This is a genomic window from Pseudoalteromonas prydzensis, assembly GCF_001661495.1.
GTDB lineage: Bacteria > Pseudomonadota > Gammaproteobacteria > Enterobacterales > Alteromonadaceae > Pseudoalteromonas > Pseudoalteromonas prydzensis.
This window is the reverse complement of the sequence record NZ_BDDT01000018.1, coordinates 1-14,741: the sequence shown is the minus strand read 5'-3', so window position 1 is coordinate 14,741 and position 14,741 is coordinate 1. Positions and strand designations below refer to the sequence as shown.

16 protein-coding genes are annotated in these 14,741 nt (G+C 41.5%); 13 read left to right on the top strand and 3 right to left on the bottom strand.

Annotated elements, in window-relative coordinates:
• Positions 1 to 2 precede the first annotated feature (2 nt).
• The 4 genes from A7968_RS20510 (at position 3) to A7968_RS20495 (ending at position 3,417) form a co-directional block, all read left to right on the top strand.
• A complete protein-coding gene (locus A7968_RS20510) occupies positions 3 to 407 on the top strand; it encodes an ExbD/TolR family protein (RefSeq protein WP_064668392.1) in 405 nt (134 codons plus the stop codon).
• Positions 407 to 1,024: an energy transducer TonB gene (locus tag A7968_RS20505; RefSeq protein WP_016707784.1), complete on the top strand. Its 618-nt coding sequence runs from the start codon at positions 407 to 409 to the stop codon at positions 1,022 to 1,024. The genes A7968_RS20510 and A7968_RS20505 overlap by 1 nt, the downstream gene beginning before the upstream one ends.
• 11 nt (positions 1,025 to 1,035) lie before the next feature.
• Entirely contained in the window at positions 1,036 to 2,295 is a 1,260-nt protein-coding gene (locus tag A7968_RS20500; protein WP_064668391.1) for a tetratricopeptide repeat protein, read from the top strand.
• Between the two features lie 63 nt (positions 2,296 to 2,358).
• A complete protein-coding gene (locus A7968_RS20495; RefSeq protein WP_064668390.1) occupies positions 2,359 to 3,417 on the top strand; it encodes a hypothetical protein in 1,059 nt (352 codons plus the stop codon).
• Between the two features lie 18 nt (positions 3,418 to 3,435).
• Here A7968_RS20495 and A7968_RS20490 read toward each other — a convergent pair whose 3' ends face one another.
• Positions 3,436 to 3,780: a TraR/DksA C4-type zinc finger protein gene (locus A7968_RS20490; protein ID WP_064668389.1), complete on the bottom strand. Its 345-nt coding sequence runs from the start codon at positions 3,778 to 3,780 to the stop codon at positions 3,436 to 3,438.
• Between the two features lie 69 nt (positions 3,781 to 3,849).
• Positions 3,850 to 4,806 carry a tRNA-dihydrouridine synthase gene (locus tag A7968_RS20485; protein WP_064668388.1) on the bottom strand — a complete coding sequence of 319 codons (957 nt, stop codon included), beginning with the start codon at positions 4,804 to 4,806 and terminating at the stop codon, positions 3,850 to 3,852.
• Positions 4,807 to 5,324: 518 nt separating this feature from the next.
• Here A7968_RS20485 and A7968_RS20480 point away from each other — a divergent pair.
• The 9 genes from A7968_RS20480 (at position 5,325) to A7968_RS20445 (ending at position 13,804) form a co-directional block, all read left to right on the top strand.
• A complete protein-coding gene (locus tag A7968_RS20480) occupies positions 5,325 to 5,786 on the top strand; it encodes an HvfA family oxazolone/thioamide-modified RiPP metallophore (protein ID WP_064668387.1) in 462 nt (153 codons plus the stop codon).
• 105 nt (positions 5,787 to 5,891) lie between these two features.
• On the top strand, positions 5,892 to 6,746 hold the full coding sequence (locus A7968_RS20475; RefSeq protein WP_064668386.1) for an HvfB family MNIO-type RiPP peptide maturase: 855 nt from the start codon (positions 5,892 to 5,894) through the stop codon (positions 6,744 to 6,746).
• A gap of 1 nt (position 6,747) precedes the next feature.
• Positions 6,748 to 7,497, top strand: coding sequence for an HvfC family RiPP maturation protein (locus A7968_RS20470; protein ID WP_064668385.1), 750 nt, complete (start codon positions 6,748 to 6,750; stop codon positions 7,495 to 7,497).
• Between the two features lie 74 nt (positions 7,498 to 7,571).
• Complete coding sequence (locus A7968_RS23730) at positions 7,572 to 7,694, top strand: hypothetical protein (RefSeq protein ID WP_016707776.1); 123 nt, start codon at positions 7,572 to 7,574, stop codon at positions 7,692 to 7,694.
• 127 nt (positions 7,695 to 7,821) lie between these two features.
• Entirely contained in the window at positions 7,822 to 8,367 is a 546-nt protein-coding gene (gene apt, locus A7968_RS20465; protein ID WP_064668384.1) for an adenine phosphoribosyltransferase, read from the top strand.
• Positions 8,368 to 8,370: 3 nt separating this feature from the next.
• The gene (gene dnaX, locus A7968_RS20460) at positions 8,371 to 10,722 is read left to right on the top strand and encodes a DNA polymerase III subunit gamma/tau (protein ID WP_064668383.1); all 2,352 of its coding nucleotides are present in this window, start codon (positions 8,371 to 8,373) and stop codon (positions 10,720 to 10,722) included.
• A 55-nt stretch (positions 10,723 to 10,777) separates the two neighbouring features.
• Complete coding sequence (locus tag A7968_RS20455) at positions 10,778 to 11,104, top strand: YbaB/EbfC family nucleoid-associated protein (RefSeq protein ID WP_064668382.1); 327 nt, start codon at positions 10,778 to 10,780, stop codon at positions 11,102 to 11,104.
• Positions 11,105 to 11,112: 8 nt separating this feature from the next.
• The gene (gene recR / locus A7968_RS20450) at positions 11,113 to 11,721 is read left to right on the top strand and encodes a recombination mediator RecR (RefSeq protein ID WP_064668381.1); all 609 of its coding nucleotides are present in this window, start codon (positions 11,113 to 11,115) and stop codon (positions 11,719 to 11,721) included.
• A 181-nt stretch (positions 11,722 to 11,902) separates the two neighbouring features.
• Positions 11,903 to 13,804, top strand: coding sequence for a 1-acyl-sn-glycerol-3-phosphate acyltransferase (locus A7968_RS20445; protein ID WP_064668380.1), 1,902 nt, complete (start codon positions 11,903 to 11,905; stop codon positions 13,802 to 13,804).
• A gap of 93 nt (positions 13,805 to 13,897) precedes the next feature.
• Here the strand turns inward: A7968_RS20445 and A7968_RS20440 are convergent, their stop codons facing one another.
• On the bottom strand, positions 13,898 to 14,515 hold the full coding sequence (locus A7968_RS20440; RefSeq protein ID WP_064668379.1) for a LysE family translocator: 618 nt from the start codon (positions 14,513 to 14,515) through the stop codon (positions 13,898 to 13,900).
• Between the last annotated feature and the right edge of the window lie 226 nt (positions 14,516 to 14,741).

Genomic DNA, 14,741 nt, shown 5'->3' with positions numbered 1-14,741 from the left:
ATATGGCACGTAAACAACGTTTTCGTGAAGAAGAAGAAGCAGCGGTAGATATGACACCGATGCTTGACATCGTATTTATCATGCTTATTTTCTTTATCGTAACTACATCGTTCGTTAAAGAGGCTGGTATCGAGGTCAATAAACCAAAAGCGGCCCAAGCTACGAAGCAAAAAAATGCTAACATTTTTATTGCAATTCGTGACAACGGCGAGATCTGGATTGATAAGCAACAAGTTGATGTTGAACGTGTTTCAGCAAAAATTGAAAGCTTATTAGCAGAACAACCTACTGAAGTTGTAATTTTGCAAGCTGATAAAGAAGCAAAACACGGCGTAGTAGTTAAAGTTATGGACCAGATCAAAGCGACGGGTGATAACCTGAGAATTTCAATAGCTGGAGATCAGTAATGATTCGTTTTCTGTTTTCACTGATTGCAGGTGGGGCAGTTACTTTCGGCTTGTTCTACTTCATGGCCTTCCTCATCTCTGGTGGGGCTGACCGTAATACGGAACAAAAAGAGCAGATCATAGTCGAAATTATGACGAATCCGCCTGAATCTAAGGTGCAGGAACGGAAGCGTGTACCGCCTCCGCCGCCTCCACCGCCTAAGCAGCCGCCTAAACCGCAGCCGCCACAGCCGGAAAATAACAACCCAAATCCAGGTGCAATGTCATTTAATATGGGCAGCATCGATGTGGGAAGTTCGGCTGGTGGTCTAAGTGGTCCAGGGGCATTCGGACGAGATGGTGATGCGACACCTATCGTTCGTATTGAACCAAAATATCCAACACAAGCAGCACGTGATGGTAAAGAAGGTTGGGTTCAACTTTCATTCTCAATCGATGAGTTAGGTGGCGTAACTGACGTTGAAGTTATTGACGCAGATCCTAAACGTATTTTCGATAGAGAAGCTAAGCGTGCCTTGAGCAAGTGGAAATACCGTCCTAAGATCATTGACGGTAAGCCACAAAAGCAAGTTGGTTTACAAGTTCAGCTAGACTTTAAAATTAACCAAGGCAACTAAGGAGGCAAGTAATGAGAAATTTATCTAAAGTAACAGCACTTGCGGTACTTATGTCTCTCTCGGGTGCAGTATTTACTGCATCCGTTCTGGCTGCGCCGGATTACGCAAAGATTGAAGAGCGTAAAAAAGCAAAGACTAGAGTGATGGGAGAGCGTGTTGGTAAGAAAGTTATCAAAGCGTTCGACTTATATAACGAAGACAAGCTTGATGAAGCTATCGCGATGTTGAAAGAGTTAGATCCTTCTGATGATTTCGACAAAGCAACTGTTAATCGCTATTTAGGTAGCATGTATGGTCAAAAAGAGCAGTATAAAACTGCGATTAAACACCTACAATTAGCTGTTGCTCCTGATGTTTTAAATTTTGCCGATCAAGAGCAAAGTTTAAAAACATTGGGCGATATGTACGCGGGCACTGAGCAGTATGCAAAAGCCAAAGAAGCATATGTTGCGTGGATGGATTTTACTGGTGAAGAAGATGCAACGGTTTATACGCGTATAGCCCAAGCTAACTACCAGTTACAACAATTCAAAGACGTTTTTTCACCGGCAGATAAAGCAATTAAGCTTCAAAAAGAGCCTAATAAAGGCCCTTACCAACTTAAATTAGGTTCTTACTTTGAACTTAAAGACTATAAAAATATGGTTAAAGTTGGTGAAGAAATTGTTCGTATCTGGCCTGATGATAAAAAAGCATGGGTAAGCTTAGGTAAATACTACCTTCAGACGGAAGACTACAAAACTGGTCTTGCAACGATGGAAGTAGCTTACAAAAATGGTTATTTTGAATCTGAAGTTGATTATAAAGTTTTGTCTAACTTCTATTCATTGAATGAAATTCCTTATAAAGCCGCTAAGGTTTTAGAGAAGTCAATTGATGATAAGATTGTTAAACGTACTAAACAAAATATCAGCGCAGTAGCGAGCAACTATCATCGCTCTAAAGATATTGAAAAAGCAGCTAAATACTATGAAGAAGCGGCAAAATTTGATGATGATGCTGAGCTTTATCGCAAAGCAGGTTCATTATTATTGCAATCGCAAAATTATAGTGCAGCCGTTGTTCGTTTGAACAAGGCACTTGAATTAGGTTCTGATAAGCAAGGAACTATTTATTCAGATTTAGCAGAAGCTTATTACTATCAAGAAAAGTATAAGCAAGCTTATGCTGCAATTACTAAAGCAATGGATGACCCACGCACACGTAAGTTTGCTAAAGGTTGGTCTGTATTTATTAAAGATAAAGCCGCTCGCAACGGTGTTAAAATTTAACTTTAATTTGCTATAGCAATTTATAAAAAGCCCCATTGGGGCTTTTTTTATTGGATTAAATTTATGCTAAAGAACTTAATATGGGTATGCCTCAGTGCATTTTTTTTGAGCGCATGCAGTGATGGAAATAAGCAGTATCAATCTAAAGAGCAAGCCGAACAGGCATTATACTCTCTCAATCAGTTTTTAAGACCGACAAGTAATGTTATAAGCACTGGCATATCTGAGTCACAGTGGCCGTTTAGTGATGCGTATTTAAAAGAGCGCCACACAATATACCAAGCGATGCAGTCTCTGGAGTTATCAGCAAGTGATAAGCAGCTATTAGACTACCTCGTCATTGCAGAGCGTTTTCCACAGCGTTATTTCAGCTGGCCGGTATATATTCCTGTGCTCGAAAATATGCTTGAATACAATCAGCATCAGGATATTGCAGCGGGTATTGCTAGTTGGATCAGTTTTACGCAGCAACAGCTCGTAGCAGCGAAAGAAAGTAAACTAAGACTTAATTCTATCGAGCTTGATGCATTGCAAACGCAAGTATCAAAAAGTCTTTCCCGCAAAGACTTACCAGTAGTTATTAAGCACACATTAACCGATTTCAATGCTTTTTTAGCGTCGTATACACCACGCGGTAGTGCTGGTTTACATGGTTTATCTAATGGTGGGCCTTGGTATCAAAGTAAACTAAATTACTTCTCAGGAGCGACTCAAGCACCTATTAATTGGTTGGTTGCAGTGCAATCTCGATTGAAGGGGAGCAAGCAGCAAGCTTATCCGCTTAATTTAGCGACTGATCATCAGCATTCAGTACTTGAGCGGCGCTTTTCGCTGTCTAAAAGTCAAACGACGGGTTTTGACTGGGCGCAAAATTACCAAAATCTTAGAGACTCAGCCCAGCAAGCTGCAACTGGGCTAAGCGATGCAGAGCGAATATTTTGGCTGGCGATGATGGAAACCGATCTTGGTATTCATTACCATGCTTGGACAGTGCAACAAGCGAAAGTTAATTTACTGAAACGCCTAAAAATGACCCCACAACAAGCTGATTATTTAGTCACAGATATCATTTTTTATCCGGCTTACAGTTTTGCGTTTGCCACACTTATCACTGCACCTTAAGTGATAAAGCACATACTTTTATAAATTAGACTCGCAATTGCTACAGCGTTGGATTGTAGGATCAATAAGCAGTTTTTGCGGGTCAATTTTTTCTTCACAGTCACAGCAATAGCCGTATTGGCCAATATCAATTTGGCAGATGGCAGCTTCAACTTGCTCCAAACGTAAAACGATATCTTGGTATTCAGTGCCAAGTTGCTTTTGTAGTAGCTCTAACCACTGCTCGGGGTTGTGTTTGTGTAACCTTGCAACCAATGCATGATGAATAAGGTTATTTGACTCTGAGAGCCTTGATAGCAAAGCTTGCCTTACTTGTAGCAGTTCTGTATTTAATAACTGAAGGTGGTGTTGAGCATTGACCATGATTATTTCCTCGTTGAGCAATGCTGTAGTATTCATTAATTAACAAAAAGCACCATGATGTGTATCAAGTTAAGGTGCAATTGCGTATTTTTTCAAAACATCAGCTACATCTTGTTTTATTTTCAAACGCCTGATCTCATCAAATAATGTATCGGCTTGAGAGTATTGACGTTTTAGATAGCCCAACCATTGCTTAGTACGAGAAGCAAAGTATTTTTCATCTTTCGCTGGATCCTGATGTATGGCTGAATTAATTAAGTGATGCAGAATGTGTTCCCACTGTAAGCCCGCATAGTGTTCATCATTGATATGTGCTTTTATTTTTCGCGCTAGATCCGGGTGGGACAACGCACCACGGCCAAGCATTAAATCAGTGCAACCACTGCGTTGTTGACAAAGTAGCGCATCTTCTACTTGCCAAATTTCGCCATTGGCTACCACGGCAATATTTTTATCTTTGATAAGCGGTGGGATTTTTTCCCAATACGCAGGGGGGTTGTAGCCATCGCGTTTCGTTCGGGCATGGATCGCAATACTATTGGCACCAGCACTGACAACGGCATCAACAATTTCCTGGCTGTTACTGTCATCATCAAAACCTAAACGAATTTTTGCGCTTACTTGATGCTCGTTTGGCACGGCATCACGCACAGCTTTGATTATCTCATACATGTGCTCAGGATCTTTCAGTAGCACAGCGCCGCCTTTACTTTTGTTGACGGTTTTTGCAGGGCAGCCAAAATTAAGATCAACACCATGGGAACCAAGTTCGATCACTTTTACGGCATTTTCAGCCAATGCGTGTGCAACTTGGCCAAGTAATTGGATACGTACTGGAGTACCAGCGCGCGTTAAGCCATTGTTTTGCAATTCAGGGCAGTAGCGCTTAAACACTTTATCAGGTAGGCAGGCATCTATAACACGAACAAATTCAGTTACGCATAAATCAAAGCCACCGATATCGGTGAGTAGTTGACGCATTTTAAAATCGACAACCCCTTCCATAGGCGCTAAAACTAATTTCATGATCGAGACACTTCATACTACTGAAAAGGAGGCGTAGTTTACCTGTATACTTAAGCTACCTCAAGATGCCAACCATGCAGCATAGCTATAAATATAATATTGATAAATCCCGACTTTACTTCCATAGTTAATGTAGTCAATTGTGAGACTTTTGCAGTGAATGCAAAAAAATAATATAAAAACTTGTTGGCAAGTGAAATATTATTTTTTGTAGCGAGGTCTACTAATATATCCAAACCACCTTAAAATGCAGAATTCAGCGTTTCACAGGTGCTTAATATCAAGGCGTTACTTTGCAAGAATGCAGTCCCTTTTAAGAAGTAACAACGATGAGAGTAAGTGCCTGTGAAACGCCCTGCGGGTTGGTTTAAAAGCGATTTATACTGCGTTATTGATTTTAACAATAGAACCACTATTATTTGCAATCAATGCCTTGTCTAAATCGCTTTTAATTCCAACGACGCTCGCATCTTGAGGTGGTTTGGGTATAACACCCTTTGTTTAGAGAGAGTCATAAAATGAATACAATTAAAAAGAATTCCATTGCGTTAACATTAGGCGCAGTAGTAGTAGGCAGCACCAGTTTCATTTCTGCAGATGTACAAGCAAATCCGTTTGAATTTCAACAAATGGTGACGGGCTACCAAGTTGACGCTACCGAAGGTAAATGTGGCGAAGGTAAGTGTGGTGGTGATGCAAAAAACAAAGACGACAAAGCTAAAAAAGAAGGCAAGTGCGGCGAAGGTAAATGCGGCGGTGATGCTAAAGCTAAAAAAGAAGGCAAGTGCGGCGAAGGCAAATGCGGCGGTGATGCTAAAGCTAAAAAAGAAGGCAAATGTGGTGAAGGCAAATGTGGCGGTGATGCTAAAGCTAAAAAAGAAGGTAAATGTGGTGAAGGCAAATGCGGCGGTGATGCTAAAGACGCAAAAGCTAAAAAAGAAGGTAAATGCGGCGAAGGTAAATGTGGTGGCCGTAGCTAATTTTGATTGAGACAATACCAATCTCGACTTAATACGATTGGTATAAATTAGTCGCAATGCATAATCAGGGCCTGCATAGGCCCTTTTTTATTGGTGGAGATTTAAATGGTAGTAAAAAAACAAGATGAATTTGGCATGGTAGGTCTTGGCTTACGTCGAGAGATGCTCGACGAGTTGTTTACTCAGATGCCAAGCCAAATTGATTTTATGGAAGTCGCGCCAGAGAATTGGTTAAAATTGGGTGGTCGTTTCGCTAAGCAGTTTAAGTCACTTACTGACGCAAATAATTTCCTCTGCCATGGTTTATCGTTATCTATAGGCTCCCCTGAACCGTTAGACATTGAATTTGTAAAATCATTAAAAGTATTTTTCAAAACACATAACATTAAACTCTTTAGTGAGCACCTCAGTTATTGTTCAGGCAATGGGCACATGTATGACTTAATGCCGATCCCATTTACTGAGCAGGCAATTAAACATGTTGTCTCTCGAATTAAACAAGTACAAGATATTCTTGAGCAACAAATTGCGATTGAAAATGTTTCTTATTATGCCGCGCCAGATCAGCAGATCAGTGAATTGGACTTCACTAATGAAATTTTACAGCAAGCTGACTGTAAGTTACTGCTAGATGTGAATAATATTTATGTAAATTCAGTAAATCATGGTTACGACAGCGAACATTTCTTGGCGAACTTACCATCAAACCGCATAGCGTATGGTCATGTAGCAGGGCATTACAATGAAGCGGATGATTTGATTGTTGACACGCATGGCGCGGATGTAATTGATCCGGTGTGGCATTTACTTGACCTTGCTTATCAGCATCACGGGGTGTTTCCCACCTTATTAGAGCGTGATTTTAATATTCCAGCTATGCCTGAGCTTATAAAAGAGTTGGATATCATCCATCAGCTACAAGCAAAACACGCTATAACACAGAATAAAGAAAGTGCCTGATATGAACTTTATAGATAGCCAACATGCGTTTATGGCGCATATTCGTAACCCGCAATTACACCCAAAGCCTGATGGCATCGAAGACCGCCGTATGGCGATTTACCGTGACCTATTTTTTAATAATATCAACGGCTTTATTTCCTCTGGGTTTCCAGTACTGAAAACACTTTACAGCGATGATGACTGGGTAAAGTTAGTGCGGCGGTTTTTTGCAGAGCACGATTGCCACTCTCCCTATTTTTTGGATATCGCGGGAGAGTTTATAGCTTATTTAAGTACTGACTACGAATTACAGCCAAGTGATCCTGTGTTTATGTTAGAGCTTGCCCATTATGAATGGATTGAGCTGGATGTATCGATAGCACAAAGCGATCCAATAGAGTGTGCAATAACTGATGAGCTAACCGAGGTGCCTCTGTATCTAAGTAGCAGCGCTAGAAACTTGAGTTACCAGTTTCCTGTGCAGCATATCAGTGCGGATTTTCAACCACAACTGCCTAGTGAGCAGCCGCACTATTTTGTGGTATACCGTGATACAGATGACGAAGTGCAATTTCTTGCCACCAATGCAATGACGGCGCTGTTATTATCGATTATAGATGTTACCCCAGGTATTCGTTTACCTGTTTTGGTGGCGCAAGTTGCTCAACACGCCCCGCAATTTACGCCAGAGCAATTATTTCAAGGTGCGACTGCAACGTTAACTGCAATGGCTAAACTTGGTGTCATCGTGACAAAAAATCACGCTTAAAACCTTTATTGATTATTTTACATCGTCTATTATGTGCGCCTTAATTTGTCGCGCTTAATAAAAGGTAGTACTTCATGTCTGAAGATAAAGATTTTAAAGACCCATTTAATGCAATGTATTTTCTTGCGTTTTTAGCCGTGTTTGTAGGAATTGGCTGTTTAAATGCAATCCTAGGCTGGATCACCACTGTATCTTAATTTGCACCATGCAAATTTAGCGGCTGCCTTTGCAGCCTTATCTTTTTCTAAACTTCCTGCCGACAACTGATTTTTGTGATGTTATACTTATCTGCTTTGTAATATTACAGATAAAATAATTTAAATTATGACTCAAGTAACTCCGTCTATCATCAAAGATAGCATTACCACTATTGCAGATTACCCAAAAGCGGGCATCATGTTCCGTGATGTAACAACCTTAATGGCTAACCCTGCGGCATTTCAAGCAACCATCAATGCATTTATTAGCGCCTATAAAGATCAAGGCTTTACTAAAATCATTGGTACTGAATCTCGTGGTTTTATTTTTGGTGCGCCACTTTCATATGCACTGGGCATCCCATTTATTCCGGTGCGTAAACCTGGCAAATTGCCACGTGCCGTGATCTCTCAAGATTACCAGCTAGAATATGGTGAAGATGTTTTAGAATTGCACACCGATGCGATTGTCTCTGGCGATAAAGTGTTATTAGTGGATGACTTATTAGCAACGGGTGGTACGATTGAAGCGACTGCTAAGTTAGTGAACAAATTAGGTGGTCATGCAACAGATGCAGCATTTGTCGTATCGTTACCCGAACTGGGTGGCGAGCAACGCATTGCGAAAATGGGTATTAAAATCCTAAAATTGGTTGAATTCGAAGGCGAATAATTAATGAGTTATCAAGTCCTAGCGAGAAAGTGGCGTCCCCAGACCTTTCATGAATTGGTCGGTCAGTCTCATGTGAAACAAGCACTTATTAATGCTTTAACACAAAATAGACTGCATCACGCTTATTTGTTCACTGGGACTCGCGGGGTGGGTAAAACCACCATCGCACGAATTTTTGCAAAAAGCTTAAATTGTGATGAAGGCATATCGGCGCAACCGTGTGGAAAATGTAGCAGCTGTGTAGATATTGAAACCGGTCGCTATATTGATTTGCTTGAAATTGATGCGGCATCACGGACAAAAGTGGAAGACACCCGTGAAATTCTTGATAATGTACAATATGCCCCCACTCGTGGGCGCTATAAAGTATACCTTATCGATGAAGTGCACATGCTTTCAAAGCACAGTTTTAATGCGTTATTAAAAACCCTCGAAGAGCCACCTGAACACGTTAAATTTTTACTCGCCACAACTGATCCGCAAAAACTACCCGTTACTATTTTATCGCGTTGTTTGCAGTTTAATCTTAATGCGTTATCGCAACCGGAAATACTCCAACAGTTAGAATACGTGTTAGGCGAAGAAAAACTACGTTTTGAAACACAAGCACTGCAAATTATCGCCAAAGCGGCTGATGGTAGTATGCGTGATGCATTGAGCTTAACCGACCAAGCGATTGCACAAACGAATGGTGATATACAACATCAAGCCGTGCAAGCAATGCTTGGTTTGATAGACAACCATTATAGTCAGCACTTATTGGTTGCATTATTAGCCCAAGACGGCCCAGCATTGATGGCGCAAATTGAGCAAGTTGCGACTCAAAACCCAAACTATATTGCTTTGTTAGACGATCTTATCGGCCTGACACATTTGACGCAATTAACGCAATTGGTGCCTGATGCGGCCAAGTTAGACGATTACAACCGCGAGTTTATTAGTGAAGTAGCGCTTAGCTGCGACTCGCAGCAAATTCAGGTTTATTATCAATTGCTGCTCAATGGTAAAAAAGACTTACAGTGGGCACCAGAGCCTCGCTTAGGCTTTGAAATGATCATGTTACGTTTATTGGCATTTCAACCGATTGATAACCAAGTACTTGCCAGCACAACCACAACAGCCAAATCGGCTGAACAGAAGCGTGATCGAGCGGGTTCGCTCAGAGATATTCTAAATAAAAATAAGCAAGTATCATCAGCGCATATTGATAACCAAGCCACATTATCTACTACTTCGGCCACTGAAGAAGACAAAACCGTCGATAATACAGTCAGCCCTGAGGCAGTGCAGCAAGCGCAATTCAGTACCGTCAATAACGAGCCTACTCAAGCCGCTGCAGCTGCGTCACAAACGAGTGATAGTAATGCTACAGCTGATGATTCAGATAGCGAACTTGAGCAGCAATTAGCATCACAATATGATGATGTGATGAGTAATGCAGCCGAGCAAGGTTTTCATGCTGACAATGCTCATTACGCTGAGCATTATGGTAACGAACAGCAACCGGATGTTGAACAAAGTAGTGCCGCTCTGCAGAGCGCCTCATTGCCTGAGTATTCGCCAACCACTGATGTCGGCCAAAAAGAAGCACAAGCGCAGTCTGCCATAGCGCGTATTTTACGTGATAGAAATATTTCCGGTGCTGGGACACTGTCTGGTGGTAAATTATCCACACAGTCACAAATGAATAGCACAGCTGAGGTTGAGAGCAATCTATCAGTAAAAAAGCCACAACCCCAGATAACGGGGACACCCAGTCCTAGCCAAGCAGAGGTTGGCAGTTATACACCTAAGAGTGTGCCAACAAAGGTTTTAAAGCCTGACTTTAAAGAGAAGCACCAGACAATAGTAGAAAATTTAGCGCCAGAGTTATTGGAGCAAATTAATCCACAAAAAGTGGTGACTGAGGCAGAGCCTGAAATAAATATTCAAGTGCCGGATGATTTTCAAAGTCCGATCAGTGATATTCGTTTCGCGCATCAGCAAGATGAATGGGCTTATTTAATTAAGCGTATGGGACTAGGCGGGCGGATGCGTCAATTTGCCTTGCATTCAATTTATTCTAAACAGCAGCAACAGTTGCATTTAGAAGTGGATGAGTCGCAAAAACACCTTGATACCCCGATGTTAAGACAAAAGCTTAGTGCTGCTTTAGCGAGTATTTATGAGCATAACGTGGACCTGACCATCAATTTTGCTGCTGGGGTGATTGATTCGCCTTATTTAATTCAGCAAAAAATAGATGCTGGGCGTCATCAGCAAGCTATTGATGTGATCAACAGCGATGAAAATATCGTGCAACTACAGCAGCTATTTTCTGCAATTATCGATGAAAACAGTATTCAGGCATTGTAATTCACTGCAATAGCCCTTATCTTCATGGCAATTAGAAATAGAAAGAGAGAAAGTTATGTTTAAAGGTGGAATGGGTAATATGATGAAGCAAGCGCAGCAAATGCAAGAGCGCATGCAAAAAGCCCAAGACGAAATCGCTAACTTAGAAGTAGTTGGCGAAGCCGGTGCTGGTTTAGTTAAAGTAACTATGCTTGGTAATCACAATGTTCGCCGCGTTGAGCTTGATGAAAGCTTAATGGAAGACGACAAAGACATGATTGAAGACTTACTTGCTGCTGCCTGCAATGATGCAGTCCGTCGTGTAGCAGAAGAGACGCAAGAGCGCATGGGTAAAGTTACTGGCGGTATGCAATTACCACCAGGTATGAAAATGCCGTTCTAAGGCAAATCATGCAACTTTCCGAGAGTTTAAATCAGTTAATTGAAGCACTGCGCTGTCAGCCGGGCATAGGCCCAAAATCAGCGCAGCGCATTGCGTTTCATTTACTTGAGCGTGACCGTAAAGGGGGGACGCAACTTGGTAATGCACTGATCAAAGCGATGAGTGCCGTAGGGCATTGCCAGTCGTGCCGTACTTTTGCAGAGCAACCACAGTGTGAAATCTGTTTAAGCCCTAAGCGTCAAGACAGCGGCATTTTGTGTGTTGTTGAATCACCTACTGATGTACTTGCGATTGAACAGACTGGGCAATACAAAGGTTTATACTTTGTGTTAATGGGGCACTTATCACCCATTGATGGTATTGGTCCGAATGAAATTGGCCTTGATGTTCTTGAGCAAAAATTGCAGCAAGGCGGTATCAATGAAGTGATTTTGGCAACTAACCCGACGGTTGAAGGCGAAACCACAGCGCATTATATCGCTCAGTTGTGCCATCGTTATAAGGTTGCTGCATCACGCATAGCTCATGGTATTCCGGTCGGTGGTGAACTTGATTTACTCGATGGTATGACCCTCATGCATGCTTTTAGTGGTCGCAGAGTTGTGGGGCAAGATTAATCATTTTTAGTTAATAACTGCAACGCGACTTTAGAACCTGCATTAACGCCCGTTATGCAGGTTTTTTGTTCTTATAGCTTGGCGGTAAAGTTTGATCGTAATTTGTCCTTTAACTGTGTAATCTATTTTGTAGTGAGGTGAGTTCATTTTTCATCAGTCAGGTTAATTTGTAAGGATAACAATGCAAGATAATAAAAAACCTCAGCGCGCTTTGTTAAAGAGCCGACGCTTTTTACCACTGTTTGTTACTCAGTTTTTCTCTGCGTTAAACGATAATGTATATAAACAAGCGGTGTTGCTGTTACTCATTTTTCAAACCGCAAATGTTGCCGATGGCGCTTTGTATTCTAATTTAGCGGCTGGCTTATTTATTTTACCGTTCTTTTTATTTTCAGGGATGGCGGGGCAACTTGCAGAAAAAAAAGAAAAATCAAAATTGATCCGTGCCGTAAAACTTGCAGAAATCCCGATTATGCTGGTAGGCGCAGTGGCCATTTCAACGCAGTCTGTTTGGCTGATGTTAACAACGGTATTTTTAACTGGATTACAAAGTACCTTTTTTGGCCCACTAAAGTACTCTATTTTACCGCAACACGTCGCAGCCGATGAATTGACCAAAGCTAATGGCCTTGTTGAGTCCGCGACATTCGTGGCCATTTTGCTCGGCACAACGTTTGGTACGTATTACATTACTCAAACCTTGGGGCCGACGATTATTAGTGTAACAATTGTTTGCTTGGCGATTATTGGCTATCTGAGTAGTCGCTCTATACCTTTCAGTGCAGCGAATGATGCTAATTTAGTGTTTAGTTTTAATTTATTTTCATCGACTACAGGTTTGTTTAAGGCACTCAATGCCCAAACTGAATCAGTCGGAAAGTCCGTACTTGGCATCAGCTGGTTTTGGTTTATTGGGGCCATTATTTTAACCGCGCTGCCAAACTACGTGAAGTATGTGATGGTTGGTGATGAGCTTGTTGTCACCAGCGCGTTGGTGGTGTTTTCATTAAGTATTGCAATAGGGTCGCTGCTGTGTGAAAAACTATCTCGCTCTCGGATTGAACTTGGTATCGTGCCGTTTGGTGCCTTGTTGATCACATTATTTCTGTATCTACTGAGTCAAGAACCGGCAATGAGCTTTTACCAGCAACCAAGCGAAGCATTATTTACACTTGAGCAAGTACTGCATACCGGTGATATGTATTGGCATTTTATCTGGATGGCCGGCATAGGTATTGCGGCTGGTTTTTATACTGTGCCGCTGTACGCGTTGATCCAACAACGCACCGTAGAATCAAGCCGTTCACGCATCATTGCCGCGAATAACGTGTTAAACGCGTTGTTTATGGTCGCCAGTGCGGTGTTAAGTATTATAACGCTGTCTGTATTTGCGTGGTCAATTCCACAGTTGTTGTTATTACTGGCAGGATTAAATTTACTGATCTGCGTGTATATCTATACTAAGGTGCCGGAGTTCTTCTTACGTTTTATTATTTACTTGTTGACTATTTGCATGTATCGAGTGCGTACCAAAGGGGAACATAATATTCCCAGCGAAGGTGCCGCTGTATTGGTGAGTAATCACGTCAGCTTTGTTGATTGGATGTTTATTTTAGCGGCGTCACCAAGACCTATTCGGTTTATGGTGTTTGCTCCTATTTACTATTCTCCGGCATTGCATTGGTTATTTAAAATGGCCAAGGCAATTCCAATTGACAGTGAAAAATCTGATCCGCAGGCGTTCCAACAAGCATTTGATGAGGTTGCAAAAGCATTAGCTAACGGTGAGTTAGTGGGGATTTTCCCTGAAGGTAAATTAACCGGCGATGGGTCTATTGATATTTTCCGCCGTGGTATTGAACGTATTATACAGCGTTCACCGGTGCCCGTTATTCCTGTTCATCTGGGCGGTTTATGGGGCAGTATGTTTAGTCGCAAAGCAAAATGGCGACTTCCACGACTGAAGTGGTCGCTGGTGGCTGTGACCGTTGACGAGCCAATTGCTGCAAGCCAAGTAACTGCTGATAAACTGCGTGAGCGAGTGGTTGCTTTAAATGAACAGTATGAAAAGGGGACTATTTAATCGTGAGTTAATAACAATGTAAAAGAGATAAAATTTAGTGCGCATCACTCATTTAGGCATCAGTGGTGCGCGAGCGTTTTTCTTAGTTGGTCATTAACTAACTGCCAACCATACTCCTACAGCAACCATTAAACTACCGGCGATACGATTCATCCATTTGATGTTATCACCTTGATTTAAAAACAATCGTAAACTTTTTCCGCCAGTGGCATAGAGCATCATACAAGTAAACTCGCTGAGCATAATGATGGTGACTAACATGCTCAATTGCGGCACAATCGCGTAGTCAATATTGATAAACGGCGGCAGGAGGGAAATCATAAACGCCCAACCTTTAGGATTGGCAATCGCGGTAATAAACCCTTGTGAGAATAAAGTTTGTCGAGATACTTTCAGCTGACTTTGAGCATCTAATTTGACGGTTGATTTTGCGCGCCACATCATCACACCTATGTAGATTAAATACCCTGCGCCGAGCCATTTTAAGGCATTAAATACGGCTGGGTAGTTGAGCATAATACTGGCTACACCTGCGACCGCAGCTATCGCAACAATGGCAACACCGAGTAATTCACCGATCATCATCCACATAGTTCGTCGTACACCAATACTCATCCCTAAGGTCATGGCCAGAGTCATACACATGCCAGGGGTAATTGAGACAAAAAAGAAAGTCGGTATAAATACTCCCAGTACAGCAAAATCTAGCATGTCAATATCCGTTATTTATATTTTAGAGCGGCCAATAGTAATGGTTTTCGAAAAGCTTATAAACCAATTTTAACAGGTTTGTTTTACTTGAAGTTACCACATTTTTCTTTGTTTCTTCGCACACAGCGCGCTTAGCTTAAGTTTGTAATTATTGTTATTTATATAAATATTTTAATTGTTTTTGTGTTTGTGTATTAGAATAAATTATTTGAATGTGATAATGGGA

Excerpts from the sequence above, each read along its gene's own strand:
- A7968_RS20510 (WP_064668392.1), top strand. The coding sequence starts at position 3 with ATGGCACGTAAACAACGTTTTCGTGAAGAAGAAGAAGCAGCGGTAGAT.
- apt (WP_064668384.1), top strand. The coding sequence starts at position 7,822 with ATGACTCAAGTAACTCCGTCTATCATCAAAGATAGCATTACCACTATT.
- A7968_RS20505 (WP_016707784.1), top strand. The coding sequence starts at position 407 with ATGATTCGTTTTCTGTTTTCACTGATTGCAGGTGGGGCAGTTACTTTC.
- A7968_RS20445 (WP_064668380.1), top strand. The coding sequence starts at position 11,903 with ATGCAAGATAATAAAAAACCTCAGCGCGCTTTGTTAAAGAGCCGACGC.
- A7968_RS20485 (WP_064668388.1), bottom strand. The coding sequence starts at position 4,806 with ATGAAATTAGTTTTAGCGCCTATGGAAGGGGTTGTCGATTTTAAAATG.
- A7968_RS20475 (WP_064668386.1), top strand. The coding sequence starts at position 5,892 with ATGGTAGTAAAAAAACAAGATGAATTTGGCATGGTAGGTCTTGGCTTA.
- recR (WP_064668381.1), top strand. The coding sequence starts at position 11,113 with ATGCAACTTTCCGAGAGTTTAAATCAGTTAATTGAAGCACTGCGCTGT.
- A7968_RS20495 (WP_064668390.1), top strand. The coding sequence starts at position 2,359 with ATGCTAAAGAACTTAATATGGGTATGCCTCAGTGCATTTTTTTTGAGC.
- A7968_RS20480 (WP_064668387.1), top strand. The coding sequence starts at position 5,325 with ATGAATACAATTAAAAAGAATTCCATTGCGTTAACATTAGGCGCAGTA.
- dnaX (WP_064668383.1), top strand. The coding sequence starts at position 8,371 with ATGAGTTATCAAGTCCTAGCGAGAAAGTGGCGTCCCCAGACCTTTCAT.
- A7968_RS20440 (WP_064668379.1), bottom strand. The coding sequence starts at position 14,515 with ATGCTAGATTTTGCTGTACTGGGAGTATTTATACCGACTTTCTTTTTT.
- A7968_RS20455 (WP_064668382.1), top strand. The coding sequence starts at position 10,778 with ATGTTTAAAGGTGGAATGGGTAATATGATGAAGCAAGCGCAGCAAATG.
- A7968_RS23730 (WP_016707776.1), top strand. The coding sequence starts at position 7,572 with ATGTCTGAAGATAAAGATTTTAAAGACCCATTTAATGCAATGTATTTT.
- A7968_RS20470 (WP_064668385.1), top strand. The coding sequence starts at position 6,748 with ATGAACTTTATAGATAGCCAACATGCGTTTATGGCGCATATTCGTAAC.
- A7968_RS20500 (WP_064668391.1), top strand. The coding sequence starts at position 1,036 with ATGAGAAATTTATCTAAAGTAACAGCACTTGCGGTACTTATGTCTCTC.
- A7968_RS20490 (WP_064668389.1), bottom strand. The coding sequence starts at position 3,780 with ATGGTCAATGCTCAACACCACCTTCAGTTATTAAATACAGAACTGCTA.